Origin of the sequence: Nocardia mangyaensis, from assembly GCF_001886715.1 — a bacterium.
GTDB classification, from domain to species: domain Bacteria; phylum Actinomycetota; class Actinomycetes; order Mycobacteriales; family Mycobacteriaceae; genus Nocardia; species Nocardia mangyaensis.
The window spans coordinates 153,115-179,925 of sequence record NZ_CP018082.1; the positions used below are offsets into that span (position 1 = coordinate 153,115).

18 protein-coding genes are annotated in these 26,811 nt (G+C 68.0%); 14 read left to right on the forward strand and 4 right to left on the reverse strand.

Annotated features, from left to right (window positions below; all coding sequences use genetic code 11):
* The first annotated feature begins 83 nt into the window (after nt 1-83).
* From BOX37_RS00715 to BOX37_RS00780, 14 genes are all read left to right on the forward strand, one after another.
* Nucleotides 84-2,075 carry a glycosyltransferase gene (locus BOX37_RS00715; protein ID WP_071925758.1) on the forward strand — a complete coding sequence of 664 codons (1,992 nt, stop codon included), beginning with the start codon at nt 84-86 and terminating at the stop codon, nt 2,073-2,075.
* An 86-nt stretch (nt 2,076-2,161) separates the two neighbouring features.
* Nucleotides 2,162-2,668, forward strand: a complete 507-nt coding sequence (locus tag BOX37_RS00720; RefSeq protein WP_071931072.1) for a phosphatase PAP2 family protein — start codon at nt 2,162-2,164, stop codon at nt 2,666-2,668.
* A 26-nt stretch (nt 2,669-2,694) separates the two neighbouring features.
* Nucleotides 2,695-3,627, forward strand: a complete 933-nt coding sequence (locus BOX37_RS00725) for a decaprenyl-phosphate phosphoribosyltransferase (RefSeq protein ID WP_071925759.1) — start codon at nt 2,695-2,697, stop codon at nt 3,625-3,627.
* On the forward strand, nt 3,605-5,626 hold the full coding sequence (locus tag BOX37_RS00730) for an arabinofuranosyltransferase AftB family protein (RefSeq protein ID WP_071925760.1): 2,022 nt from the start codon (nt 3,605-3,607) through the stop codon (nt 5,624-5,626). Before BOX37_RS00725 ends, BOX37_RS00730 begins: the two co-directional genes overlap by 23 nt.
* Nucleotides 5,627-5,869: 243 nt before the next feature.
* Nucleotides 5,870-6,940, forward strand: a complete 1,071-nt coding sequence (locus tag BOX37_RS00735; RefSeq protein WP_071925761.1) for an alpha/beta hydrolase — start codon at nt 5,870-5,872, stop codon at nt 6,938-6,940.
* A gap of 406 nt (nt 6,941-7,346) precedes the next feature.
* The gene (locus tag BOX37_RS00740) at nt 7,347-8,411 is read left to right on the forward strand and encodes an alpha/beta hydrolase (RefSeq protein WP_071925762.1); all 1,065 of its coding nucleotides are present in this window, start codon (nt 7,347-7,349) and stop codon (nt 8,409-8,411) included.
* Between the two features lie 302 nt (nt 8,412-8,713).
* Complete coding sequence (locus BOX37_RS00745; RefSeq protein ID WP_240505160.1) at nt 8,714-9,748, forward strand: alpha/beta hydrolase; 1,035 nt, start codon at nt 8,714-8,716, stop codon at nt 9,746-9,748.
* 186 nt (nt 9,749-9,934) lie between these two features.
* On the forward strand, nt 9,935-11,728 hold the full coding sequence (locus BOX37_RS00750) for an alpha/beta hydrolase-fold protein (protein ID WP_071925763.1): 1,794 nt from the start codon (nt 9,935-9,937) through the stop codon (nt 11,726-11,728).
* 113 nt (nt 11,729-11,841) lie between these two features.
* Nucleotides 11,842-12,348: a DUF732 domain-containing protein gene (locus tag BOX37_RS00755; RefSeq protein WP_071925764.1), complete on the forward strand. Its 507-nt coding sequence runs from the start codon at nt 11,842-11,844 to the stop codon at nt 12,346-12,348.
* Complete coding sequence (locus BOX37_RS00760; protein WP_420811648.1) at nt 12,342-13,337, forward strand: cutinase family protein; 996 nt, start codon at nt 12,342-12,344, stop codon at nt 13,335-13,337. The genes BOX37_RS00755 and BOX37_RS00760 overlap by 7 nt, the downstream gene beginning before the upstream one ends.
* 218 nt (nt 13,338-13,555) lie before the next feature.
* Nucleotides 13,556-14,575 (forward strand): LLM class F420-dependent oxidoreductase, encoded by a 1,020-nt coding sequence (locus BOX37_RS00765; protein ID WP_071925765.1) that lies wholly within the window; start codon nt 13,556-13,558, stop codon nt 14,573-14,575.
* A gap of 214 nt (nt 14,576-14,789) precedes the next feature.
* Entirely contained in the window at nt 14,790-16,703 is a 1,914-nt protein-coding gene (gene fadD32, locus BOX37_RS00770; RefSeq protein ID WP_071925766.1) for a long-chain-fatty-acid--AMP ligase FadD32, read from the forward strand.
* A gap of 97 nt (nt 16,704-16,800) precedes the next feature.
* Nucleotides 16,801-22,080 (forward strand): polyketide synthase Pks13, encoded by a 5,280-nt coding sequence (gene pks13, locus BOX37_RS00775; protein WP_071925767.1) that lies wholly within the window; start codon nt 16,801-16,803, stop codon nt 22,078-22,080.
* Nucleotides 22,081-23,625: an acyl-CoA carboxylase subunit beta gene (locus BOX37_RS00780; protein ID WP_071925768.1), complete on the forward strand. Its 1,545-nt coding sequence runs from the start codon at nt 22,081-22,083 to the stop codon at nt 23,623-23,625.
* 17 nt (nt 23,626-23,642) lie between these two features.
* On the opposite strand, the gene BOX37_RS00785 is transcribed toward BOX37_RS00780, so the two are convergent.
* The 4 genes from BOX37_RS00785 to BOX37_RS00800 form a co-directional block, all read right to left on the reverse strand.
* Nucleotides 23,643-24,203, reverse strand: a complete 561-nt coding sequence (locus BOX37_RS00785; RefSeq protein WP_071925769.1) for a Uma2 family endonuclease — start codon at nt 24,201-24,203, stop codon at nt 23,643-23,645.
* A 71-nt stretch (nt 24,204-24,274) separates the two neighbouring features.
* A complete protein-coding gene (locus BOX37_RS00790; RefSeq protein ID WP_071925770.1) occupies nt 24,275-25,042 on the reverse strand; it encodes an ESX secretion-associated protein EspG in 768 nt (255 codons plus the stop codon).
* Nucleotides 25,039-26,421 carry a PPE domain-containing protein gene (locus BOX37_RS00795; RefSeq protein WP_071925771.1) on the reverse strand — a complete coding sequence of 461 codons (1,383 nt, stop codon included), beginning with the start codon at nt 26,419-26,421 and terminating at the stop codon, nt 25,039-25,041. Before BOX37_RS00795 ends, BOX37_RS00790 begins: the two co-directional genes overlap by 4 nt.
* A complete protein-coding gene (locus tag BOX37_RS00800; RefSeq protein ID WP_071925772.1) occupies nt 26,421-26,810 on the reverse strand; it encodes a hypothetical protein in 390 nt (129 codons plus the stop codon). The genes BOX37_RS00795 and BOX37_RS00800 overlap by 1 nt, the downstream gene beginning before the upstream one ends.
* Nucleotide 26,811: the final 1 nt, after the last annotated feature.

Below are 26,811 nucleotides of genomic sequence, written 5' to 3' on the forward strand. Positions count from 1 at the left end.
GCGGTCAGCGCCCGGAGGAGGCGGCCCGCGTAGCCACGCAGGGCGCCCGAGCACGCCAGACAGGAGACAGCGTGAGCGCGCCGATGCTCGCCGAGGTGACCACGCAAACCCGGGCCAAGTCGCTGCTGCAGCGCGTCATCCTGCCGCGCCCCGGCGAGCCGCTGGACGTGCGGACCCTCTACCTGGAGGAATCCACCACCAACGCCCGCCGCGCGCACGCCACCAGCCGGACCGCGCTCTCGATCGGCGCGGAGTCCGAGGTGTCGTTCTGCACCTACTTCAACGCGCTGCCCGCCAGCTACTGGCGACGCTGGAGCGTGCTGAACTCGGTGGTGCTGCGGCTGGAACTGGCCGGTCATGGCCGGGTCGACGTCTACCGCTCCAAGGCCGACGGATCGCGAATCCATGTGCAGGGCAAGGAGTTCGCCGTCGCCCTCGCCGGACGAGCTCAGGCCCCGGAGGAGGCAGCGGAGCGTAACCACGGAGGGGACAGCGAGTTCGGCCAATTCGATACGGTCGAGGACTCGGTGGTCGTGGAGTTCGAGACCGATCTCGGCCCGTTCGAGGACGGCGGCTGGATCTGGTTCGACATCACCACCGACACGGCGGTGACGCTGCTGGCCGGCGGCTATTACGCACCGCGGGAAGCGCCGGGCAGCGGCACCATCGCGGTCGGGATGCCGACGTTCAACCGTCCCGCCGACGCGGTGAAGACCCTTGGCGCCCTTGGCGCCGACCCGCTGGTGCTGGAGAAGATCGCCGCGGTGATCATCCCTGACCAGGGCACCCGCAAGGTCGTCGACGAGCCCGGATTCGCCGAGGCCGCGGCGGTTCTCGGTGACCGGCTGGCCATCCACGACCAGCCCAACCTCGGCGGTTCCGGCGGCTACAGCCGGGTCATGTACGAGGCACTCGAATCGACGAGTGCCGAGTTCATCGCCTACATGGACGACGACATCGAGATCGAGCCCGACTCGATCCTGCGCGCGCTGGCCTTCTCGCGCTTCGCGAAATCGCCGCTGCTGGTCGGCGGGCAGATGCTCAACCTGCAGGAACGCTCGCACCTGCACGTGATGGGCGAGGTCGTCGACCGCAGTATCTTCATGTGGAGTGCCGCGCCCAACGTCGAGTACGACCACGACTTCGCCAGGTACCCGCTCTCCGACCGCGACAACTCCAAGCTGCTGCACCGGCGCATCGACGTCGACTTCAACGGCTGGTGGACGTGTGTGATCCCGAGGCAGGTGGCCGAGGAGATCGGCCAGCCGCTGCCGCTGTTCCTCAAGTGGGACGACGTCGAATACGGCCTGCGCGCCCGCGCCGCCGGCTACCCCACGGTCACCCTGCCCGGTGCGGCCGTCTGGCACATGGCCTGGTCCGACAAGGACGACGCCATCGACTGGCAGGCCTACTTCCACCTGCGCAACCGCCTGGTGGTCGCCTCGCTGCACCTGCCCGGTGACGGTAAGCCGATGGTCGTGAACACGGTCAAGGCCACCCTCAAGCACCTGCTGTGCCTCGAGTACTCGACCGTGGCCATCCAGAACGAGGCGATCCGCGACTTCCTGGCCGGGCCGGAAGGACTGTTCGACCTGCTGCCGACCGCGCTGGGCAAGATTCACGCGATGCGCAAGCAGTACCCGGACGCGGTGGTCGTGCCGTCCTCGACGGAACTGCCGCTGGCCAGCCACCACGGCGTGGGCGCGGTGGGCGAGCCGGGTAATCCGATCGCCAAGATCGCCCGCCTGGCCAAGGGCATGGTGCACAACTTCCGCAAGGCCGACCCGGTCGCCCACGAGACCCCGCAGCTGAACGTGCCGACGCTGGACGCGCGCTGGTTCCTGCTCTCGCAGGTCGACGGCGTCACCGTGACGACCGCCGACGGCCGCGGCGTGGTCTACCGCAAGCGTGACCCGCGCAAGGCCGCCGAGCTGCTCAAAGAAGCCTTGCGCCTGCGCAAGGAACTCACGACCCGCTTCCCGGAGATGCAACAGCGCTACCGGGCCGCGCACGCCGAGCTGACCAGCACGGCGGCGTGGGAGAAGGTCTTCAGCAAGACAGGAACCGCGAAGTGAACGCGATCAATCCGGAACTGCCCGAGCTGGACGTGCTCGACGAGGGCTGCGGCGGCGCCTGCGCCTGCAGCGGCGAGTACGAAGAGGTGCCGGTCGAGGTCGCGATCCTCAACGCGGTGCAGGGCACCATCGGCACCAACCCGGCGGTGGTCTCGGCCGCGCGCGGCATGTCGCATTTCGGCGAGCACGCGCTGGGCTGGGTCGGCATCGCGGCGGCGGGCTGGCTGGTCGACAAGCCGCGCAGGCGGCAGTGGGCCGGGGTCGCGGTCGGCGCGGTCGGCGCGCACGCCGCCTCGATCGTGATCAAGCGGATCGTCCGGCGCCCGCGCCCGAACGACCCGTCGGTGCAGGTCAACGTGTCGACGCCGAGCAAGCTGAGTTTTCCGTCCTCGCACGCCACGTCCACCACGGCGGCGGCGGTGTTGCTCGGTAGGTTGACCGGGCTACCCTTGCCTGCGGTGCTCGTCCCGCCGATGCTGCTGTCCCGGGTCGTGCTCGGGGTGCACTACCCTTCCGACGTGCTCGCCGGTTCCGCGCTGGGGGCTGCGTCGGCAGCGGCCGTGCTCGCCGCCGAAAAGAGACTCCGACCTTGACCGCGACCGAAAGAACCTTGGCTGAGATGAGCGAAGAACCGTCCGCCGCCGTCCTGGACGAGGCTGTTGTGAAGGGCCCGCCGAAGACGCTGCTCGGCGGTGTCGTCAAGGCGATCCGCCCACGTCAGTGGGTCAAGAATGTCCTCGTGCTCGCGGCGCCGCTGGCCGTGGGCCCGGAAGCGGTCAGCGATGTGGGCGTGCTCGTGCACGTCGCGATCGCCTTCGTCGTGTTCTGCATGGCGGCCTCGGGCATCTACCTGGTCAACGACTCGCTCGACGTCGATGCCGACCGGGCGCATCCGACCAAGCGGTTCCGGCCGATCGCGGCGGGTGTCGTCCCGGTCAACCTGGCTTACGGACTCGCCTCGATCCTGCTGATCGGCTCGATCGCCGCGTCGCTGCTCGCCTCCTGGCAGCTGGCCGTGGTGATGGCGATCTACATCGCCATCCAGCTCGCCTACTGCCTGGGTCTCAAGCACCAGGCGGTGCTCGACATCTGCATCGTCTCCTCGGGGTTCCTGCTCCGCGCCATCGCCGGTGGCGCGGCCGCCGGTATCGCCCTGTCGCAGTGGTTCCTGCTGGTCATGGCGTTCGGTTCGCTGTTCATGGCGGCGGGCAAGCGCTACGCCGAACTGCAGATCGCGCTGGAGACCGGCGCGAAGATCCGCAAGTCCCTCGAGTACTACACACCGACCTACTTGCGCTTCATCTGGACGCTCGCGGCCACCGCCGTCGTGATCTTCTACGGCCTCTGGGCTTTCGAGCAGGCCGAGCTGCGTGACACCCAGTGGTACTCCATCTCGATGATCCCGTTTACCATCGCAGTCCTGCGTTACGCGGTCGACGTCGACGGTGGCGAGGCCGGTGAACCCGAAGAGATCGCGCTGGGGGACCGCATCCTGCAGTTCCTCGCTATTGCCTGGATCGGAGCGGTAGGTGTCGCTGTCTATCTCACCTGACGAGATCGTGGTAGCGGAGCAGAAGTCAACCGAATACGAGCGGCTACCCGGCGACGACGAGTCGGCGGGTCCGGCCGCGCGTTTCACCGTTGTCTCCCGCGCCACCCTCGTCGGTGGGATCGTGCTCACCGTCGTGCTGTTCACGATCGGCGCGTGGCAGCGGCGCTGGATCGCCGACGACGGTCTGATCGTGCTGCGCACGGTGCGCAACCTGCTCGCGGGCAACGGCCCGGTGTTCAACATGGGGGAGCGGGTCGAGGCCAACACCAGCACGGCGTGGACCTATGTGGTCTGGTTCTTCAGCTGGCTCACCCAGGTCCGGCTCGAGTACGTGGTGCTCGGCGTCGCGCTGACGGCCTCGGTGCTGGCGGTCGTGTTCGCGATGCTCGGCACCGCGCGGCTGTGGGGCGGTAGCGCCGGTCAGCTGTTGATCCCGGCCGGCGTGCTCGTCTACATCGCGCTGCCGCCCGCCCGCGATTACGCCACCTCCGGACTGGAGAGCGGGCTGGTGATCTGCTGGGTCGGGCTGCTGTGGTGGCTGATGATCCGGTGGAGCCAGGCCGCGGTGGTGCGGGTGCCGAGCCTGCTCGGGCTCGCCTTCCTGGCCGGTCTCGCCCCGCTGGTCCGGCCGGAGGCCGCGCTGATCGGTGTCGCGGCTCTGGCGATGATGTTCCTCGCCCCGATGCCACAGTTCCGGTTCGGCCCGATCGTGCTGCGCGCGCTGATCGTGGCCGTCGCCGGCATCGTGCCGATCGCCTACCAGATCTGGCGGATGGGCTACTACGGCCTGCCCTACCCGAACACCGCGGTCGCCAAGGACGCGGGCGGGGCCAAGTGGGGGCAGGGCTTCACCTACCTGTGGGACCTCGTCGGGCCGTACCACCTGTGGATTCCGCTGTTGGTGCTGCTGGTCGCCGGGCTCGTCGTCGCGGTGAACCGGGGGTTCCTGGTCCGACCGCAGTGGTCGGTGGCGGCGCTGCGGGGCTGGCTGCGCTCGCCGAGCGCGGTCGTGGTGATGGTGCTCGGCAGCGGGGTCCTGCTCACGCTGTACGCGATCCGCGTGGGTGGCGACTTCATGCACGGTCGCATGCTGCTGACCCAGCTGTTCCTGTTGCTGCTTCCGGTGGCCGTGGTGCCGATCCGGCTGCCGCGCGGCCTCGTCCGGTCAGCGCCCGAAGGCGGCAGCACGCGCAACCACGCGGGGCGCCCGGGCGAGGCCGATCGGCCCAGCGGGTTGCGCGCGTTCACCAGGGCGAACTGGTCGTTCGCCGTGCTGCTGGTCGCGCTGCTGGGGACCGCGGGCTGGTCGATGTTCGCGGCGAGCACCACCGCGATCACGACCGGAACCAAGATCCGTTCGTCGGGCATCGTCGACGAGCGCGTGTTCTACGTGCTCAACACCGGCGTAGACCACCCGATCCGCGCCGAGGACTACCTCGACTACCCGCGCATGCGGGCGATGGTCGCCGACATCGCCGCCAATCCCGACGGTGGATTGCTGCTGAACTCGCCCTCCTACACGTTCTGGTACGTCGACCCGCCCCCGGAGCCCATCCCCGAGGGTGGGGCAGGGCACACGGTCTACTTCCTCAACCTGGGCATGACGAGCATGAACGTGCCGCTGGATGTTCGCGTGATCGACCCGATGGGCCTGGCCTACCCGCTGGCCGCGCACTCGGACCGGCTCGAGGACGGCCGCATCGGCCACGACAAGAGCTTGTACCCGGACTGGGTGGTCGTCGATTCGGGCATGGTCGACCTGCATCCGTGGATGCCCTGGTATATGGACGAGGAATGGGTCACCCAGGCGCGCACGGCGATGAGTTGCCCGGAAACGCAGGCGCTGCTGCTGTCCACCCGCGACCCGCTGACCTTCGATCGGTTCAAGCACAACCTGCGCAATGCGTTCAGTTTCGCGAACTACCGGATCGACCGTGTTCCGAAGTATGAGATCCAGCGGTGTGGGTTGGTCGATCCGTTCCCCGAGCCACCGCGCTGAATCTGTTTTCTTGCGTCACACTGGACCCACCGAGTACCCGGGGACCCAGTGGTTACACCCCTTGGCCAGGCGTTTCCGAGTGGCGTACGCCGCTAAATCACTTTTCGGTAACGCCTGGCTATCGATGTAGCGATATGGTCAACGAGAACCTCGCCCGTCGGCGCACTGGTGTGCCGGATGTCAGTCGGCGGCATTTGCAACCGCGGTTCCGCGCGAACCGCATGAGGAAAGGCCCAAAACAGAATGCGTGGCGGACGTCTGAGAACCAGGGGAGCCAGCTGGCTCAAGCGGGCAGCATTGGTTTCGTTGGCGGTTGTGCTGCCGCTGGGAGCATCGGTGGCCGGTCCTGCCGGAACCGCGTCGGCGGCTTTCAACCCGGATGGTTTCGATTTCTGGGTCGACTCCGAGATGGGCCCGATCAAGTCGCGGATCTTCCGCGCCGCGGACGGCAACACCGGTCGCGTGGTGTACGCGCTCGACGGTATGCGCGCCCGTGACGATCTCAGCGGCTGGGAGATCGACACCGAGGTCGCCCGTGCGCTGACCGCGAACAACATCAATGTCGTGATGCCGGTCGGCGGCCAGTCCAGCTTCTACGCGGACTGGAACGCGCCGAGCAACTTCTTCGGCATCGATGCCGGTTCGGGTGGCAGCTCGACCGGTTCGGCGGCCACCGGTTCGGCGATGACCGGTTCGTCGATCGCCCCCGCTCAGGTGGCGGGCAAGAAGAACACCTACAAGTGGGAAAGCTTCCTGACCAACAACCTGCGCAACGCGCTGGCGCAGCGGCTGGGCTTCAGCCCCAACCGCAACGGCGTGTTCGGTCTGTCGATGGGCGGTTCGGCGGCGCTGACGCTGGCCGCCTACCACCCGGACCAGTTCAGCTTCGCCGGTTCGTTCTCCGGCTACCTGAACATCTCGGCGCCGGGTATGCGCGAGGCCATGCGTGTCGCGATGGTCTCGGCCGGTGGCTTCAACATCGACGCGATGGCGCCGCCGTGGGGCCCGCAGTGGCTGCGGATGGACCCGTTCGTCTTCGCGCCGCGGCTGGTCGGCAACGGCACTCGCGTGTGGGTCTCGGCCGCCAGCGGTATCCCGGGCGCGGGTGATGTGTCCAACCCGATGGAGATCGTCCAGGGCGTGCCGCTGGAGCTGCTCGCGATGGTCAACAGCCGCGCCTTCCAGGTCCGGATGGCCACCCTCGGTGGCGGCAACGCGCACTTCGACTTCCCGATCACCGGCGTGCACAACTGGCGCAACTGGGAGGCCGAGGTCCACCGCATGATCCCCGACCTCTCGGCGAACATCGGCTGAGTTCTCGGCGGCTGGCGCCGCGGGGTTTTCGGCCCTGTGGGCCTCACCCCCGAAGGGCGATACTGCGCCTTCGGCGTTCCGTCTCGCCCTTCGGGGGCGAGGCGGCCGAAAACCCGTTCGAACGAGAACCCGCTCCGTGCCACCGCACGGAGCGGGTTTTCTTCGTTTTCGTCACGATCCGACCGAGAGCTGGTGACGAATCATGACGGAGAAGTGACTGTGAGTTGTGCTCACGGTCACTTTCCAGCAACATGTAGTGCGTTCGTCACCGATTGATACACAGTGAGCATGCGTCGAGGTTGAATCGTCCGTTTTGCCCTGGATTGATCCATCTCGGCGCCCGATGAGGGATCCGACTGCGTAGCTCGGGGTTTGCGCATTCGGTCTGCGAGAAAGGTCTGATCGAATGCGTACACTGCGCCGCAAGCGTGGGCCCGTGAAGACCGCGGCACCGGGTTCCTGGGTGCGGCGCTGGGCCGTAGGCGTCTCCATGGCACTGCTGGTGCCGATCGGCACGGCGGTCGGTGGCGGCGTCGCCCCCGCGTCGGCGGCGTTCAATCCCGCCGCGTTCGACTTCTGGGTCGACTCGCCCGAGATGGGCCCGATCAAGTCCCGCGTCCTGCGCGCGGCCGACGGCAATACCCACCGCGTCGTCTACGTCCTCGACGGCCAGCGCGCGCCGGAGACGCTCAACGGCTGGGAGATCGAGACCGACATCCCCAACGCGCTCGCCGCGGCCAACATCAACGTGGTGATGCCGGTCGGCGGCATGTCCAGCTTCTACGCCGACTGGAACGCGCCGAGCCAGTTCTTCGGCATTCCGGCCGGCGGCCCCGGCGGTTCCGGTTCGGGCGCGGCCGACGCGTTCTCCGGCGGCCCCGGCAAGAGCTACCGCTACACCTGGGAATCGTTCCTCACCAACCATCTGCGCAACGCGCTGGCCCAGCGGCTGGGCTTCAATCCGAACCGCAACGGCGTCTTCGGCCTGTCGATGGGCGGCTCGGCCGCGCTGACCCTGGCGGCCTATCACCCGGACCAGTTCTCCTTCGCCGGTGCGTTCTCCGGTTACCTCAACATCTCCGCGCCCGGCATGCGCGAGGCCATCCGCATCGCCATGCTCGACGCGGGCGGCTACAACGTGGACTCGATGGCACCGCCGTGGGGCCCACAGTGGCTGCGGATGGATCCGTTCGTCTTCGCCCCCAACCTGGTAGGCAACAACACCCGGTTGTGGATAGCGGCCGCCTCAGGCCTGCCGACCGATACCGACGGCCCGAACATCGGCACCGTCAACGGCATGGCGCTCGAGGCGCTCGCGCTGGCCAACACCCGCGCCTTCGAGGTCCGCATGGCCACCCTCGGCGCCCGCAACGTCCACTACTCGTTCCCGCCGTTCGGCATCCACTCCTGGCGCAACTGGAATGACGAGGCGCTGCGGATGATTCCGGATATGTCGAACAACATCGGCTAGTCCGTCCCGATCAGGAATCGCCCGGCGCATTCCCGCGCCGGGCGATTGTTTTCCGGCGCTCGCCGGGCTGAACCGGAGGTTCACGGCCGCTGAGCTCGGCCGATCGACGCGAGCGGCGCACCGATTTCGAGAGCCGAGTTCTGTTGGCCTTGCAGTTGATTCAGGTCTCGAATATTCTGCGGCGAGCGTAAGTGTGACCAGATCGTTGTTTCACCTGTCTGATCGGCCGGATTGTCGGGGTCCGCCCGTCGCGTCGAGACGAGACTGGCATGCCACAACAGCAGAAAGAGAGCGGAATTCACATGCGTTTCGGCAGGGCCACCGCGCCGAAGGGTGACCACTCGGGCACGTCCCGAGCAGTAGCACCTCGTGGTTGGCGTAATCGAATTCTAGCTGTCGGCGCAGCGGCCCTCGTGCTGCCGCTCGCCGCGGGGGCGGCCCCGACCGCGTTCGCCGCCCCGGTGTCCGCACCGGTGCTGCGGGCGCCCGCGGGCGGGTACGAAGAGCTCATGGTGCCGTCGAAGATGGGCCCGGTGAAGGTCCAGGTGCAGTGGGCGCGCCACGGTGGCACCGCCGCGCTCTACCTGCTCGATGGCCTGCGGGCCCGCGACGACCGCAACGCCTGGTCGTTCGAGACCAACGCGCTCGAGCAGTTCGCCAACGACAACGTCACCCTGGTGATGCCGGTCGGTGGCCAGTCCAGCTGGTACGCCGACTGGACCTCGGCGAGCAACACCAACGGCCAGAAGACCACCTACAAGTGGGAGACCTTCCTGACCGAGGAGCTGCCGGCCTTCCTCGAGGGCTACGGCGTCTCCCGCACCAACAACGCGGCGCTCGGCCTGTCGATGTCGGGTCCGGCCGCGCTGCGGCTGGCCGCCCTGCACCGCGATCAGTTCAAGCACGCGTCCTCGCTCTCGGGCCCGCTGAACTGGAACGCCCCCGGTATGCGCGAGGCCATCCGCGTGATGATGCTCGACGCCGGTCGTTTCAACGTCGACTCCATGGCCGCGCCGTGGAGCCCGGCGTGGCTGCGGATGGACCCGATGGTCTTCGCGCCCGAGCTGCGTGGTCTGCCGATGTACATCTCCGCGGCCAGCGGCCTGCCCGGCCAGCACGACCGTCCGGCCGGTCTGGGCGGGGCCTACAACACCGCCAACGCGATGGGCATCGAGGTCATCTCGATGGTGAGCACCAGGGCCTTCCAGTCCCGGCTGAACACCCTCGGCATCAACGCGGTCTACGACTTCCCGTCCAACGGCACCCACTCGTGGAAGTACTGGGAAGACCAGCTGTGGAAGGCGCGTCCGCACATCCTGAACGCACTGGGCGCCTGACAGTTTTCGCCCAGCAACACTGAGAAGACCGGTCCACCCGCAGGGTGGGCCGGTCTTTTTGCTGTGCGTGGCCCTCGCGTGTCTTCCCCGGTTATCGTCCTGCGCTGCGGTACAACCAACGGTGAGGCTGGTCCCAGGGCGGGGATGAGGAGGTCGCGTGTGTTGAAACATCGTGTCCGAGCGCCGATGCGGCGAATCCTCGGAATCGCGGCCATGACCGCGGCCCTGCTCGCACCGGCGCTCGTCGTTCCCGCCCAGGCGTCCGCGGCCACCGCGGCGGTCCAGCGGGTGGAATGGCTCTCCGATCGCCGGGTGGCGATGTGGGTGTTCTCGCCCGCCATGAACACCCCGATCCAGGTGCAGATGCTGTTGGCCAGGGACTGGAACTCTCATCCCGACGCGACATTCCCCCTGCTGCTGATGCTGGACGGTCTGCGCGCGCAGGACGATGAGAACGGCTGGACCAAGGACGCCGATGCCGAGGTCTTCTACGCCGACAAGAACGTCAACGTGGTGCTGCCGGTCGGCGGCCAGGCGAGCTGGTACTCCGACTGGATCTCACCCGACAACGGTTTCACCTACAAATGGGAGACGTTCCTCACCAAGGAACTGATTCCGGTGCTCGAACGCGACTGGCGCACCTCCCAGGTGCGTGGGGTGCAGGGGCTTTCGATGGGCGGCACGGCCGCGATGAATCTGGCCGGCCGCAATCCGGGCCTGATGAAGTACGCGGCCTCCTATTCGGGCCTGCTCACCACTACGACGCTCGGTATGCCGCAGGCGATCCAGTTCGCCAACAAGGACGCTGGCGGGTTCGACGCAGGCGCCATGTGGGGTCCGCCCGGTGGCCCGGAGTGGGCCGCGCACGATCCGTACCTGCTGGCCGAGAAGCTGGCGGGCGTGAGCATGTACGTCTCCAGCGGCAGCGGCTTGGCCGGTACCCATGACCAACTCAGCACGATGCCGCTGATCAGCGAGAACTGGGCGGGCACCGGCTTGGAGATCCTGGCCAGGATGTCGACCCAGAACTTCGTCACCAAGCTGGAGAAGCTGTCGATTCCGGTGCAGGCGAACTACCGTCCGGCAGGTACCCACACCTGGCCGTACTGGGATTTCGAGATGCGCCAGTCCTGGCCCCAGGCGGCCGCGGCGCTAGGCACCGATCCCGGTGGGACGGACTGCACGCTCGGCGGCGCGATCGAGGCGGTGGCGACCGCGGCCGACTGGCTCGGCGGCTGTCTGACCGCGGAGTACCCCGCGGCCGGTGGCGTGGTGCAGGACTTCCGCAACGGCCGGGTGTTCCATTCCGCCGCGACCGGCGCGCACGCGGTGGCCGGGCGGATCGGCGGCACCTACGCCGGCGTCGGCGGTCCCGACTCCCCGCTCGGCCTGCCGACCGGCGGCGAGCACGGCCTGCCCGACAACCGCGGCCGGATGCAGACCTTCGAGCACGGCTCGATCTACTGGACGCCCGCCACCGGCGCGCACGTGGTGCGCGGCGCGATCCTCGACGCCTGGGGCGAGCAGGGCTTCGAGGGCGGACCCGCCGGCTACCCGGTGGCCGCCGAGGCACCGACACCGAGCCGCGAGGGTTCGGTGCAGTCCTTCGAGCACGGTCCGATCTTCTACAGTGCCGCCACCGGCGCGCACCGGCTCGAGGGCTTCATCCTGGACAAGTACGCCGAGCTCGGCTTCGAGAACAGTCCGCTGGGCTTCCCGGTGGCCGAGGAGGAGCCGTTGAAGGACTTCGGCCGGTACGCGAGGTTCGAGGGCGGCAACATCTACTGGAGCCCGCTCTCGGGTGCCTGGTCGGTGCGCAACGGCGCGCTCGCCGACGCCTGGGGCGCGCAGGGCTTCGAGAACGGCAGGCTCGGCTATCCGGTGAGCGACGAATTCACCGTCCCCGGCGGGACCCAGCAGAATTTTCAAACCGGGTTCATCGTGGTGCGGGACGGCAAATCCGAAGTTCACGGGGTGTGAGCTCGGACTGAGAACTCTCTGAGCATCCTCGCGTGGAACGCGAAGTGGTTGGTAGTCCGGCTAGCCTGGTCAGCGACCGCTTCCCTGACGAATGATCGAGGAAAGACATCTTCATGCATCGGATCCCTGGCAAGGTAGCCGGATCGGTCGCGGCCCTGGCTGCCGTCGCCCTGTTGTCGGCCTGTGGTGGCAACGACTCGACCGCGTCGCAGACGCCCACTCTCTCCTCGAGCGCGGCCGCGTCGACGACCTCGGCGGAGGTCATCACCCCGCCGTCCGAGGCCGACCCCACGCCGTCGGAGTCGCCGGACTCCTCGGTTCCCGAGCAGCCGCAGACCGCGCCGGAGGGCCAGCCGACCCCCGCCGGGCCGGTCACGGGCAACGATCAGGCATTCCTCGACGAGCTGAGCAAGAACGGGATCAACCCGGCCGATCCGTCGGTCGCGCTGACCGCGGCGAACTACATCTGCCAGACCCGCGCCACCGGCGCCAGCGACGCCGACATCGCCACCTTCGTCGCCGCGATGGCCGGCACCGATCCCGCCTTCGACGAGTCGAAGATGGATGTCAACAAGGCAGCTGAGATCTACATCGCCGCCGCGACCGCGACCTACTGCTAGTGAACGCCCGTCCGACGCGACGCGCCCGCAGGTTCTGGCCTGCGGGTTGTCTGACCGTGCTGGCACTGCTCGTGCTGGTCGTGATCGTCATCGTGCTGCTGTGGTACCTGCTGGCAGGCCGGTTGCGCGAGCCGGGGCCAACGCCGCCCGGCCCGCCGCCGCCGACATCGCAGTCGGCGGACTGTCCCGATGTGATGCTGCTCTCGATCCCGGGTACCTGGGAGTCGGCCAGCAACGACGATCCCTACAACCCGACCGCGAACCCGATCTCGCTGATGCTCAGCGTGAGCGGGCCGCTGCGCGCGCAGTTCCCCGAAGACCGGCTCGAGGTGTACACGGTCCCGTACGTGGCCCAGTTCTCGAACCCGATCGCCATCCCGCCGGACGGGCAGGCCTCCTACAACAACAGTCGCACCGAGGGCACTGCACGGGCGACCGACATCCTGGCCCAGCGGCACCAGCAATGCCCGCTGACCACCTACGTGATCGCCGGGTTCTCCCAGGGCGCGGTGATCGCCGGTGACGTGGCCGCCCAGATCGGTGCCGGCAACGGCCCGGTGCCCGAGGACAAGGTGCTCGGGGTCGCGGTCCTGGCCGACGGCCGCCGCACCGCCGACACCGGTCCTGGCCAGCCCACCGAGATCGGTGATCCGCCGCCCACCGGTCAGGGCGCCGAGGTGGCGCTCAAGGGCGTCAATGTCCCTGGCATCAGTATGACCGGCCCGCGCCCCGGCGGGTTCGGCACGCTGGCCCCGCGGGTGTACTCGATTTGCGCGCCCGGCGACATGATCTGCGACGCGCCGCGCGAGGCACTCAATCCGGCCAATGCGCTGGGCAGTCTGGCCGCGCTGATCCGCTCGGCGGGGAACCCGGTACACGCGCTGTACGCGACCAACACGATCGACGGCAACGGCACTACCGCCACCCAGTGGACGGTGAACTGGGCGGCCGGGCTCATCGAGGGCGCGCCACACCCGCCGCATTCCTGAGGCCGCGGTGTTCCCGGCGGGCCCGGAGGCGGTTGCGGAGCGCCCTCGGGGGACACCGCCGATCGGAACAGCCTGGCGGAGTTGTCACAGTCACAGCGGGTGCGTGATTGCCACCGATCATGCCTCGCTGTGACATCCGCACTCCGATCCGCTCGCACGCTGTAAAGTGCGCTGGTGTTCGAGCCCGCATACACCGCACAGCCAGGAGCGAAGAGTTCATGACCGAAGCTGCCGCACCCGTCGGTGAATTGACCGCGCTGGGTACGCCGCTGCGTCCGTTCCGCTTCGGAGCGGCCGGAGAGGGCAACAAGCAGGAGGGCGGCGCTCGCAAGTTCGTGCAGACCGCGCAGCAGGCCGAGGAATACGGGTACGACACGTTCTTCGTCCCCGATCACCTGGGCGACCAGATCGGCCCGATCGCCGCGCTGGGCGCGCTCACCCAGGCCACCGACAAGATTCGCCTCGGCACCTCGGTGCTGGCGAACGGCCTGCGCCACCCCGTCGTGCTGGCCAAGGACCTGGCCACCATCGACGTGCTGTCCAAGGGCAGGCTCGAGGTCGGTGTCGGCGCGGGCTGGATCAAGGAGGAGTTCGACAACGCGGGAATCCCGTTCGAACGCCCCGGTATCCGGCTGGAGAAGCTCGACGAGTCCCTGACCATCCTGGACACGCTGCTGCGCGGCCAGGAGTGCAATTTCGAGGGCAAGCACTACCAGGTGCGCGGCATCAAGGGCACCCCCCGGCCGCGCCAGGGTCCGCGTCCGCCACTGTGCTCCGGTGGCGGCGGCCCGAAGATGCTGGCGCTGGCGGCCAAGCACGCCGACATCGTCTCGATCGTCCCGCAGACCACCCAGAACGGTAAGGGCCTGCTCTCGGGCATTACGCTCGAGAAGACGATCGAGAAGGTCAACATCGTCAAGGAGGCTGCCGGTGACCGGTTCGCCGACATCGAGCTGAACTGGGCCATCACCGCCATCGTCATCACCGACGACCGGGAGAAGACCGCGGAGATGGCGTTGAACGCGATCGCCCGCGGCCTGCACCCGGATCTCGAGGTCGACGTCGAGCTCACCGTCGAACAGATTCTGAGTTCGCCCTACGTCGCGATCGGTACGTTCGAGGAGATCGCCGAACAGATCAAGCGTGTGCGCGAACTCACGTCGATGTCGTATGTGGGCATCTTCCCCACCCAGATGGACGCTTTCGCGCCTGTCATTCCGCTGCTGCGGGAGGACTGAGCGGGGGTTCTCTGTAACATGACTCTGGTTTGAGAACATCTAGCCGATAGCGGTCTACCGCGCAGACCGCTCGAAAATCCGCCAGGTAGTCAGGACGCACGCTCGGTGTGGTCCTGCGGGCCGGTGGCGATAGCGAGTCGGGGCCTCACAGGTGTCAGCGCCGTAGTGCGTTGCGAAAATTCACCGGTGTCCGGGCCTCGGAGGAGAAGAAGGAATGGAAGAGACTTTCGACGACTACCTGGACGAGACCGGGAACATCATCATTCCCGAGGGTCGGACCCTGGTCGATCACGTCGAGAAGCACACCCGTAACGACGCGAACACGCTCGCGTACCGCTACATCGACTACTCGCGGGAACGCGATGGCGAGGTACACGAGCTGACCTGGCAGGAGTTCGGAGTTCGGCTGCGCGCGGTGGCCGCTCGCCTGCAACAGGTGACCAACCCGGGCGACCGGGTCGCGATCCTCGCGCCGCAGGGCCTGGACTACGTGATCTCCTTCTTCGCCGCGATCTACGCGGGCACCATCTCGGTGCCGCTGTTCGATCCGGACGAGCCGGGCCACACCGACCGCCTGCACGCCGTGCTCGGCGACTGCGAGCCCTCGGCGATCCTCACCGCGACCTCCTCGGCCGCCGGTGTCCGCCAGTTCTTCCGCTCGCTGCCCGCCGCGCAGCGTCCCCGGATCATCGCCGTCGACGCGATCCCCGACACCCTCGGCGAGTCCTGGATCCGCCCCGACACCGCGATCGACGACATCGCCTACCTGCAGTACACCTCGGGCTCGACCCGGGTGCCCGCCGGTGTGGAGATCACCCACCGCGCGGTCGGCACCAACCTGCTGCAGATGATCAACTCGCTGAACATGAACGAGAACTCGCGCGGTGTCACCTGGCTCCCGCTGTTCCACGACATGGGCCTGTTGACGGTGATCCTGCCCGCGGTCGGCGGCAAGTTCATCACCATCATGTCGCCGAGCGCGTTCGTACGCCGCCCCTCGCGCTGGATCAACGAGCTGGCCGCTGTCTCCGACGGCGCGGGCACCTTCGCGGCCGCCCCGAACTTCGCGTTCGAGCATGCCGCCGCGCGCGGTGTGCCGAAGGCGGGCGAATCGCTGGATCTGTCGAACGTGATCGGTCTGATCAACGGTTCCGAGCCGGTGACGGTCTCGTCGATGAAGAAGTTCAACGAGGCGTTCGCCCCCTACGGCCTGCCCAAGACGGCGATCAAGCCGTGCTACGGCATGGCCGAGGCCACGCTGTTCGTCTCCGCGACCCGGTCCGAGGACGAGGCCAAGTACCTCTACGTCGACCGGGACGAGCTCAACAAGGGCCGGATGGTCCGGGTGGAGCAATCGGCCGACAACGCCATTGCCCAGGTCTCCTGTGGCTACGTGGGGCTGTCGCAGTGGGCCGCGATCATCGACCCCGAGTCGGTGGACGGCCCCGATGGCGGCCGCGAGCTGCCCGACGGTCAGGTCGGCGAGATCTGGCTGCACGGCAACAACATGGGCATCGGTTACTGGGGTCGCCCCGACGAGTCGACCAGGACCTTCCGCAACCGGGTCGCCGAGCGGCAGCCGGGTGGACACACCGAGGGCACCGACGCCGACGCGGACTGGATGCGCACCGGCGACTTCGGCGTCTACTTCGAAGGTGAGCTGTACATCACCGGTCGCGTCAAGGACCTGGTGATCGTCGACGGCCGCAACCATTACCCGCAGGATCTGGAGTACTCCGCGCAGGAGGCGTCCAAGGCGCTGCGGCCCGGTTTCGTCGCCGCCTTCGCGGTGCCCGCCAACCAGCTGCCCGCCGAGGTCTTCGCCGCCGACAGCCATTCCGGCCTGAAGTTCGACGCCGACGACGCGTCCGAACAGCTGGTCATCGTGGCCGAACGTGGTCCCGGTGCCGGTAAGGCCGACCCGGGCCCGATCGCCGACGCCGTGCGTGCGGCGGTCTCGCAGCGCCACGGCGTCACCGCTCGTGACATCCTGCTGGTGCCCGCGGGTTCCATTCCGCGGACCTCCAGCGGCAAGATCGCCCGGCGGGCCTGCAAGGCCGCCTACCTCGAGGGAACGCTGCGCGGTGGTTACACCCAGCAGGCTTTCCCCGATGCACCAGAAGAGTAATCGGCAGACCAGGTAGGTGATGACGCCCGGCATGACACGCATGCCGGGCGTCATTCCACGGCGCGCCCCGTACGCAGACAGGTAGCTTGAGGAATTGATGGCAAATAACGACGGCTCCCAGAATGACAACGAGGGCACGCCCGCGCCGAGCGGTGAGCTCTCGGTCGCCGAGGTGCGCGACTGGCTGCGTAAGTGGGTCGCCGAGGCGACCGGGCAGTCGATCGAGGCGATCACCGTCGACCGGCCGATGGAGGAGTTCGGGCTGGCCTCGCGCGATGCGCTCGCGCTCGGTGGGGACATCGAGGACTACGCGGGGGTCACGCTGGCGCCGACGGTGATCTATCAGCATCCGACGATCGGGTCGCTGGCGGAGATCATCGTCCATGGTGAGCCGGAGCTGCCGTCGGAGGAGTCCGAGGACTACACCGCCGCGTACACGCCGAGCGAGGCGCACGACATCGCCGTGGTCGGCCTGTCGACCCGGCTGCCGGGTGCGGGCACCACGCCCGAGTCGACCTGGGAGTTCCTCATCGGTCGCGGTGACGCGATCCGTGAGCTGCCCGAGGGCCGCTGGGACGAGTTCCGCGGCGACCCGTCGGTGGCGCAGGCCATCGAGGCGGGCAACACCCTGGGCGGCTACCTGGACCAGGACGTCGTCAAGGGCTTCGACGCCGAGTTCTTCGCCATGTCCCCGATCGAGGTCGAGCGGGTCGACCCGCAGCAGCGGCTGATGATGGAGCTCACCTGGGAGGCGCTCGAGCACGCGCGCATTCCGGCCAGTGAGCTCAAGGGCGAGCAGGTCGGCGTGTTCGTCGGCTCGTCCACCAGTGATTTCCAGCTGATCGCCTCCCTGGGGCTGGGCGATCGCGATCCGAGCCTGCCGGTGTCGGCGGAGGGATACGCCCTGCTCGGCGCGTCGACCGGCGTCATCGCCAACCGCGTCTCCTACTTCTTCGACTTCCGTGGCCCGTCGATCACCGTCGATACCGCCTGCTCGTCGACCATCGTCGCCGTGCACCAGGCGGTGCGCGCGCTGCGTCAGGGCGAGGCCGATGTGGCGCTCGCCGGTGGCGTGAACATGATCCTGGCGCCCGTCATCACTCTCGGTTTCGACCAGAACGGCGCGGTCGCCAAGGACGGGCACATCAAGGCGTTCTCCGCCGATGCCGACGGCATGGTCCGTTCGGAGGGCGCCGGACTGGTCGTGCTCAAGCGCCTGACCGACGCCGAGCGCGACGGTGACAACATCCTCGGCGTGATCAAGGGTTCCGCGGTGAACTCCGACGGCCGCTCCAACGGCCTGTTCGCGCCGAACCCGGAGGCCCAGGCCGATGTCCTGCGTGCCGCCTACCGTGACGCGGGCATCCGGCCCTCCACGGTCGACTACATCGAGGCCCACGGCACCGGCACCCCGATCGGCGATCCGATCGAAGCCGAGGCGCTGGCCCGCGTCGTCGGTCGCGGCCGCGAGGCCGACAAGCCCGCCCTGCTCGGCTCCGCCAAGACCAACTTCGGCCACCTCGAATCCGGTGCGGGTGTCGCCAGCCTCGCCAAGGTGCTGATGTCGTTCCAGCACAACGTGATTCCGCCGAACATCAACTACGCGGGCCCGAGCCCCTACATCCCGTTCGAGCAGGCCAACCTCGAGGTCGTCGCCGAGCCCACCGAGTACCCCCGCTACAGCGGCGTCGCCACCGTCGGCATCTCCGGCTTCGGTTTCGGCGGCACCAACGCGCACGTGGTCCTGCAGGAATACGTGCCCAGTGTCGTGCCCGACCAGGTTCCCGAGGTCACCGCCGAGCAGGTGGCCGAGGCCGAGCTCTTCGACGGCGAGGAGACCACCGACGTGGTCGCCGAGGCCACCGCCATCACCGAGGTGGCCGCGGCGCCCGTGCTCGAGTGGGACGGCGAGCGCGCCGAGCCGCTGCCGGTGATCCTGCCGGTCTCGGCCTACCTGCCCTCGCGCCGCAAGCGCGCCGCCACCGAGCTGGCCGACTGGCTCGAGGGCCCCGGCAAGGACGTGCCGCTCACCGACGTCGCCCGCGCGCTGGCCAAGCGCAGCCACCAGCGTTCGCGCGGTGTGGTGCTGGCCAAGACACACTCCGAGGCCGTCGCCGGTCTGCGCGCCATTGCCGAGGGTAAGCCCGGCGCCGGCGTGTTCACCGCCGATTCCCCGGCCGCCGCCGCGCCGGTGTGGGTGATGTGTGGCTTCGGCGCGCAGCACCGCAAGATGTCCAAGCAGCTGTACAACGAGAACTCGATCTTCCGCAAGACCGTCGACCAGGTCGACGAGCTGGTGCAGGACGAGGCGGGCTACTCGATCCGCGAGATGTTCCTCGACGACGAGCAGGACTACGACGTCGGCACCTGCCAGGTCGGCATCTTCACCACCCAGCTGGGCCTGGCCGCGCTGCTGCGCGCGCACGGCGCCGAACCCGCTGCGGTGGTGGGTCATTCGATGGGCGAGGTCGCGGGCGCCTACATCGCCGGTGGCCTGAGCCTCGAAGACGCGGTGCGCGTGATCTGCGCCCGCTCGCGCCTGATGGGCGAGGGCGAGCAGATGATCACCGACGACGATGTGCGCAACATGGCGCTCGTCGAGCTCAGCGCCCACGATGTGGCGCAGCTGCTGCCGAAGTTCCCGGATGTGGAGGTCGCGGTGTACGCCGCGCCGACCAACACCGTGATCGGCGGCCCGCGCGAGCAGGTCGAGCAGATCGTCGCCGAGGTCGAGGGCATGGGCAAGTTCGCCCGCATCCTGCCCACCCGCGGCGCGGGCCACACCTCGCAGATGGACCCGCTGCTGGGCGAACTCGCCGCCGAACTGGCCGGCATCGAGCCGACCTCGCTGAAGGTGGGCCTGTACTCGACCGTGCACGAGGGCCTGTTCTTCAAGCCCGGCTCCGACCCGATCCACGACGAGCCCTACTGGGTGAAGAACATGCGCCACAGCGTGTACTTCACCAACGCGGTGAAGGCCGCCGTCGATTCCGGGCACACCACCTTCCTCGAGCTGGCACCCAATTCCGTCGCGCTGATGCAGGTTCTCGGCACCACCTTCGCGGCGGGCGTGCACGACGCGCAGCTGATTCCGACGCTCAAGCGCAAGGAAGACGAGTCCGCCGGTGTCATCGGCGCGCTCGCCCAGCTCTACGTGCACGGCCACGCCGTGAACCTGAGTTCGCTGCTGCCGCAGGGCGATTACGCCGACGTGCCGCGGACCTCGTTCGTGCGCAAGGAGTACTGGCCCAAGGCCAAGATCTCCTCGGGCGGCAACTCCCGCGTGCCCGGCGCGCACGTCGCCATGCCCGACGGCCGCCACGCCTGGGAGGTCCAGGCGTCCTCGGTCACCGATCTGGCCGCGCTGGTGAAAGCCGCTGCCGCCCAGGTGCTCTCCGATGTCACCGTGGCGGTCTCGCACCCGCACGGCGCGCTGCCGAGCACCGGCACGCTGACCACCACCCTCACCCCGCACCTCGGTGGTGCCTCGGTGCAGGTGCACGCCAAGTCCCCGGTCGGCTTCGCGCTGCTGTTCGACGCGGTCGTCACCTCCGGTGCCGCCCTGCCCGAACCCATTGCCGCCGTCGCCGTTCCGATCACCGACACCGCCGCCGCGCCGACCGCCGCCGAGCTCGCCGTCGCCACCAGCGACCGCTGGAACCCCGACACCGGCGAAACCGTCGAGCAGCGACTGTGCGTCATCGTCGCCGAATCCATGGGCTACGCCGTCGAGGACCTCCCGATGGAAATCCCGCTGATGGAACTCGGTCTCGACTCCCTGATGGCGATGCGCATCAAGAACCGCGTCGAATACGAGTTCGACATCCCGCAGCTGCAGGTCTCCGCCGTGCGCGATGCCAGCCTCAACGAGGTGTCGAAGGTGCTGCGCTACGCCATCGAGCATCGTGACGAGGTCGCGGCGATGGCGGAGAAGCAGGCTGCCGCCAAGGCCGCGGGTGAGGATGTCGAGCTGGGTGTCGACGCGAACTTCGTCGAGGCCGCGCGGGCCGCGATCGCCGCGGGTGACGATCCGCTGGCCGCCGCGAAGAAGGCGGGTGCCGAGCTGCCGTCGGAGGCTGCCGGGCAGGCTTCGGATACCACTGCCGCTGAAACGGTTTCGGATGCCGCTTCGGCAGGTGAAGCCGGCGAGGCCGAGCCGATCGCGGCGGGAGCCGGGGCAGGTGCTGCGGACGCCGCCACGGCAACCTCCGCTGCCGAGTCCGCGCCGGTTGTGAACGGCGCAGCCGCGCAGGCGATCCCCGATGTGGACTACTCGGCCCCGGCGGGTGACGAGGACAATGTTCCGCCGCGTGACGCCGCCGAGCGTCTCACCTATGCCAGCTGGGCTGTCGTCACGGGCACCTCGCCCGGCGGCATCTTCAACACCCTCCCGATCCTCGAAGAGGAGGTCGCCGAGAAGCTGGCGGCCCGGCTCACCGAGCGGGTGGGCGCAGAGGTGACGGTCGACGATGTTCTCGACGGTGAGACCATCGAGCAGCTCGCCGATGTGGTCCGTCAGCTGCAGGACAGTGGTGCCGATGTGGACGGGTTCGTCCGTCCGCTCCGTGCTCGTTCGGAAGGGTCCGACGCCACCCCGGTGTTCGTCTTCCACCCCGCGGGCGGCAACACGCTGGTCTATGAGCCGCTGCTCAAGCGCCTGCCTGCCGACACCCCGATGTACGGCATCGAGCGCGTCGACGGTTCCATCGAGGAACGTGCCCGGCAGTACCTGCCCGAGCTGCGCAAAATCCAAGGTGGCGGCCCGTACGTGCTGTACGGCTGGTCGCTGGGCGCGGTGCTCGCGATGCAGGTCGGCCAGTTGCTGCGTGAGGAAGGCGCCGACGTGCGCTACGTCGGCCTGATCGACCTCGCGATGACCGTCGAAGACGAGGACAACAGCCCCGAGGAGCGAGTCCGCCGCCTCGAGCGTTACCAGGCTTTCGCGAAGAAAACCTACAACGTTCCCGCCGAGCTCGATCGCGGCCAGATCGAAGAACTTGCCGCTGCCAGTGACGCCGAGCAGTTCTCGATGATCAGCGACCTGATCAAGCTCTCCGGCGCGAAGATCCCCGGCGGTGTGCTCGAACACCAGCGCACTTCATGGATCGAGAACCGCGCACTGGCACAGGTGCAGCCGCGCAAGTACGACGGTGATGTCGTGCTCTACCTGGCCGATCGCTACCACGACGGGGCGATCGAACTCGAGCCCCGCTTCGCCGACCGCAAGCCCAATGGCGGTTGGAACGAATATGTCTCGAATCTCGAAGTCGTCCACATCCCGGGCGACCACCTGCAGATCGTCGATGAGCCGCGTATCGGCCAGATCGGTGCCGACCTTGCCGCGAAGCTCACGAGGATCTCCGCCGAAGGGAGATAAGTGAGCACCACCGCCGAGAAACTCGCGGATCTGCACCACCGGCTCGACCTTTCCAAAGAACCCGCGGGTATCAAGGGGATAGAGAAGCGGGCGCGCAAGGGGATCCCGAGTGCTCGGGCCCGGATCGACATGCTGATGGATCCGGGTACGTTCGTCGAGATCGGTGCGCTGGTTCGCAAGCCCGGCGACCCGACCGCGCTCTACGGCGACGGCGTAGTGGTCGGGCACGGCCTGGTCGACGGCCGACCGGTGGCGGTGTTCTCCCACGACCAGACCGTCTACGGCGGTTCGGTCGGTGAGGCCTTCGGGCGCAAGCTGTGCGGGATCATGCAGTACGCCTCGAAGGTCGGCGTGCCGCTGGTCGGCATCAACGATTCCGGCGGTGCCCGCGTGCAGGAGGCGGTGAGCTCACTCGCCTGGTACGCCAACATGGCGCTGGCCGTCGAGCCGCTGTCCGGCATGGTCCCGCTGGTCTCGATGATCCTCGGCAACTGCGCGGGCGGCGCGGTGTATCAGCCGATCAACACCGATGTGGTGGTCGCGATCGAGTCGGCGCACATGTTCGTCACCGGCCCGAAGGTGATCAAAGAGGTCACCGGCGAGGACGTGAGCCTCGAGGAACTCGGCGGCGCCCGCACCCAGGCCCAGTACGGCAACATCCACCATGTCGCCAAGGACGAGGAAGCCGCGTTCACCTGGGTGCGCGAGTACCTGAGCTACATGCCGACCAGCTGCCAGGAACTGCCGCCGATCGTGAACCCCGGGATGGAACCGGAGATCACCGAGTCCGACCGCGAGCTCGACGGCATCATCCCCGATGCCGACAACGCGGGCTACGACATGCACGACGTGCTGCTGCGCATCTTCGACGACGGTGAGTTCAAGGAGATCAGCGCCGAGTCGGGCACCAACATCATCACCGGCTTCGCCCGCGTCGACGGTCGCGCCGTGGGCGTGGTCGCCAATCAGCCGATGGTGTCGGCCGGAGCCCTCGATGCCCGGGCCTCCGACAAGGGTTCGCATTTCGTGCGCCTGTGCGACGCGTTCGAGATCCCGCTGATCTTCGTCGTCGACACCCCCGGCTTCCTGCCCGGTGTCGAGCAGGAGAAGATCGGCGTCATCAAGCGCGGCGGCCGCTTCCTGTTCTCCTTCGTCGAGGCTTCGGTCCCCAAGATCACCCTGGTGGTCCGCAAGTCCTACGGCGGCGGCTACGCGGTCATGGGCTCCAAACAACTCGGCGCCGACATCAACCTCGCCTGGCCCACCGCCCGCATCGCCGTCATGGGCGCCGAAAGCGCGGTGAGCCTCATCGGCGCCGCCCAGATCGCCGCCGCCCCCGAAGACCAGCGCCCCGCGGTCCGCCAGCAACTCATCGACTTCTACAACGCCACCATGGCCACCCCTTGGATCGCGGCCGAACGCGGCTACATCGACGCCGTCATCGAACCCTCGACCACCCGCCTCGAAATCCGCCGAGCCCTGAAGTTGCTCCAGGACAAGAAACTGCACCGCAACCCCCGCAAACACCACGTCTTCCCGCTGTAGACATGGCGGCGTGAGATTCAGATCTTGCCGAGGTCGATCTCCACGGGGAAGGGTGCGGATGCCTCGATCGCACCCGTGAACATCTCACCGGTCCGGTACAGCCCGGTGGCGGGGTCGAGGACGTAGGTATAGATCAGCGGGAGGCCGGTCGCGGCCTGCTCGACTCGCCAATAGAAGGCAATGCCCGCCTTGGCGTACTGATCCACCTTGACGATTCGATCGGTGGTCTCCGATCCAGGTGAAACGACTTCGACGACCAGCAGTACATGCTCGGGACGGGTCGGCGTGACATCGATCGTGTCGGCACGATAAACCACCACATCGGGGCGCCGATTGGTGAGCGGGACATCCTGGAGCCGGACGTCGAAGTCGGTGTCGGCATTCCACTCCGGCCCGGCCGCGACATCGAGAGCGTTCGCCAGGATCCGAGCCAACCGATTGTGCCGCTTGGACGCACGGGGGCTCACGGCGACCATCCCGTCCACGATTTCAATACCCGCGCACTGCTCCGCTGACCAGGAGTCGTACTCCTGGGTCGTGATCTGCTCGCGCATCCACGCGGGGACTGTGGCAGTCATGGCGCACCCTCCCAGACATCATCGAGACGGGCCTGAAACCCGCTGGATCCAATCCAATCCAGCAGAGGAAGTCAGCGGGTCGGTCGAACTCGCTCGGACATGGAGGCGATCCTGGCCTGCAGTCGGCGGGTGATCTCCTCGGTCGGCCCGGGGATGACGGTGAAGTTGTCGGTGTCGTGGTGTTGCATCAGGTAGCGGCCGTCGTCGGGGTAGTCCAGCCACAGGAACGCCGAACCGTCGGTGGTGGGGCGGGCGTCGATCTCGAAGCCGGGGTAGACGGTGATCTCGCCGGTGCCGGTCCGGGGACGTTTCAGGAAGCGCTGGAGTTTCTCGGTGGGCGACAGGCGGGTGGGGTGGCGCGCGTGCACGGCCGCGTCGAGGTCGCTGCGCCGTCCTTCGAAGCGTGGTTCGCCACCGCCGGGGCAGCGGGGGAGCAGGGCGACGATTTCGGCCGCCACCGAACTTGCGGGATGGCGATTGAGGGTTATGTCCCCGCCGCCACGCCGATCGCGTTCCGAATACTGCACCGCGACCACGGCTTCGGCATCAGCGATCCCGACATGGATGCCGATCGTCTGTGCTTGGCGCGGTCCGTGAAACCCTTGGATCTCCACCCGTACGTGCGGTTCCAACAGGATTTCCAGCGTGCGATGCAGGGAATCGTCGTAGACCTGCTGCAGGTTCTGCGCACTGCGCGCTCGCCTGCGGGCGTACTCGTCTGCGGTTTCCGGGAATTCGGCGCGGTAACGCAACGGGTAGGGCAGCCGGTCGCGACCGTTCGCCTCGAGGGCGATGCTGAAGCCGAGACTGTCCAGTTGCCAGCGCGTTTCGTTGCTCATTCGCCGATCACACCGCCTGGCGGCAGGGTCGGCGGGAGCTGGCCGATGAGTTCGCTCTCCCGATCCTGGATCAGGTAGTCCGGGATCTTGTGCTCGCTCTCGTCATCCTTGCCCCCACCGCGGCCGCCGCCACCCATCATGCCCGGCATGCCGGACATGCCGCGCCCAGCCGCGCCGCCCGCGCGTCCCGCGGCCGCCGCCGCGGGCGTGCCCGTCGACGGCGAACCGGGCAGACCGCGACCCGCGCCCGGAGCGTGCGCCCCCGCGCCCAGTCCGGGAGATCCGCTGCCCGCTGTTCCCCCGCCGCCACCCGGCGCGCCGCCGCTGCCCGGTATGCCGCCGCCCGGCGTGCCGGTGCCAGTGGCGCCCGGTGTGGTCGCGGCCGGTGTCGTCTGCCCGGTGTCGGGTGTGGTCGCGGCGGGTGTGGTTGCCGCGGGGTCGGTGTCTTCACCAGGCGCGTTGTCACCGGAGTTGCCATCCGGATTCTCCGCCGTCGTCTGCGGAGTGGTCGTCTGTGGCGTGCCCTGATCCCCGCCACCGGTGGAACCGTTGGAGCCACCGGTGGTGCCACCGCCACCAGTGAAGGGGCCGCGACCATCGCTGGGGAGGCCGTCGCCACCGATCGTGTTCTTGGGGACGGCGAGAACCGGCGTCTTGGTATCGGTGATCTCCGCCTGCGGCTTGTAGACGCGCTCCAGGATCTCCTGCGCGGCCCGTTCGGCCTCGTCGGCCCGGAACTGTTCGCCCTTGAGCCAGTCGGTGAACGGGATCGCACCGAGCAGCTTCTCGTCCCACGACACGTCTTTGGGCTCGTCGATCGCCATCTTGGCTTGCTGCAGCGCACCTTCCATCAGGTCGATGCCGTTGGCGACCATCTGGAACGTCGTCGGCAGCTTCTCCGCCTCCGTCGCGTATCCGCGCACCCCGTCGATCGCGGCATTGGCGGCCGCGCCGTCCCAGCCGTCGTTGATCGCGGTATCGATCTTGGTGCGAAAGCTGGTCACGGCGTCGGACATGCCGGACACCAGCCGCCGCCAACCGTCGGCGCCGGCATTGATCTCGGCGGCCAGCACCCCCGGCTGTCCTCCCGTGCCGTTCAACGCATCCCAGATCGCCTGATGCGAAAGAGAGGAGAAGCCTTCCAGTTTGCCGGTCAGCACAGCTTGCGCGTACGTGCCGTCGAACCCCGATTCGAGCCGTCCGCGTTCGGACTCGATGATCTCGCGATCGCCACTCACGGCATCGTTGGCCGCGATGCCGAGTTCACCCCGGGCAGTGGCGTCGTCGTGGGCGGCCTTCTGGTTGTCGTAGATGGCCTTGCCCTCGGCGGCTACGGCGCCGACAGCGACCACCGCGGCAGCGATCAACGGCAGCGGCATCAGATCCCCTCCCCGTTCGCGGCGATGTCGCCGGCATTCTGGCCGTCGACGGCCTGTAGCTTGCCGATCGCGGCAGCGAAGGTGTCGCGCATGAGCTGGGCGATCTCGATGTGTTGGGCGAGACGGCCTGCGGCGGAGTCGGTGGTGTCGTCGGCGCTGCCGGAAACGGCTTTCGCTTCGAATTTTTGCCGGAGCAGGATGGCGGATTCGAGGCCACCCCATCCCGAGAGATGCTCGAGTCGATTTGTATCGCGCTTCAGGTCCTTGAGGTCCATCACGTACTGTTCGCACGCTGAGCGCAGGGACTCGCCGAGGCCTTCCTCCATACGAAAGTTGCCGGACACCGCCTGTTGCTTCAAATTTCGCCAGTATGCCGCCTGGTCTGTCATT

What these genes read in the sequence shown, in the direction of transcription:
- BOX37_RS00750 (WP_071925763.1), top strand. Translation starts at nt 9,935, where the DNA reads ATGCGGCGAATCCTCGGAATCGCGGCCATGACCGCGGCCCTGCTCGCA.
- BOX37_RS00755 (WP_071925764.1), top strand. Translation starts at nt 11,842, where the DNA reads ATGCATCGGATCCCTGGCAAGGTAGCCGGATCGGTCGCGGCCCTGGCT.
- BOX37_RS00785 (WP_071925769.1), bottom strand. Translation starts at nt 24,203, where the DNA reads ATGACTGCCACAGTCCCCGCGTGGATGCGCGAGCAGATCACGACCCAG.
- BOX37_RS00765 (WP_071925765.1), top strand. Translation starts at nt 13,556, where the DNA reads ATGACCGAAGCTGCCGCACCCGTCGGTGAATTGACCGCGCTGGGTACG.
- BOX37_RS00725 (WP_071925759.1), top strand. Translation starts at nt 2,695, where the DNA reads ATGAGCGAAGAACCGTCCGCCGCCGTCCTGGACGAGGCTGTTGTGAAG.
- BOX37_RS00795 (WP_071925771.1), bottom strand. Translation starts at nt 26,421, where the DNA reads ATGCCGCTGCCGTTGATCGCTGCCGCGGTGGTCGCTGTCGGCGCCGTA.
- BOX37_RS00790 (WP_071925770.1), bottom strand. Translation starts at nt 25,042, where the DNA reads ATGAGCAACGAAACGCGCTGGCAACTGGACAGTCTCGGCTTCAGCATC.
- fadD32 (WP_071925766.1), top strand. Translation starts at nt 14,790, where the DNA reads ATGGAAGAGACTTTCGACGACTACCTGGACGAGACCGGGAACATCATC.
- BOX37_RS00800 (WP_071925772.1), bottom strand. Translation starts at nt 26,810, where the DNA reads ATGACAGACCAGGCGGCATACTGGCGAAATTTGAAGCAACAGGCGGTG.
- BOX37_RS00745 (WP_240505160.1), top strand. Translation starts at nt 8,714, where the DNA reads ATGCGTTTCGGCAGGGCCACCGCGCCGAAGGGTGACCACTCGGGCACG.
- BOX37_RS00715 (WP_071925758.1), top strand. Translation starts at nt 84, where the DNA reads ATGCTCGCCGAGGTGACCACGCAAACCCGGGCCAAGTCGCTGCTGCAG.
- pks13 (WP_071925767.1), top strand. Translation starts at nt 16,801, where the DNA reads ATGGCAAATAACGACGGCTCCCAGAATGACAACGAGGGCACGCCCGCG.
- BOX37_RS00740 (WP_071925762.1), top strand. Translation starts at nt 7,347, where the DNA reads ATGCGTACACTGCGCCGCAAGCGTGGGCCCGTGAAGACCGCGGCACCG.
- BOX37_RS00735 (WP_071925761.1), top strand. Translation starts at nt 5,870, where the DNA reads ATGCGTGGCGGACGTCTGAGAACCAGGGGAGCCAGCTGGCTCAAGCGG.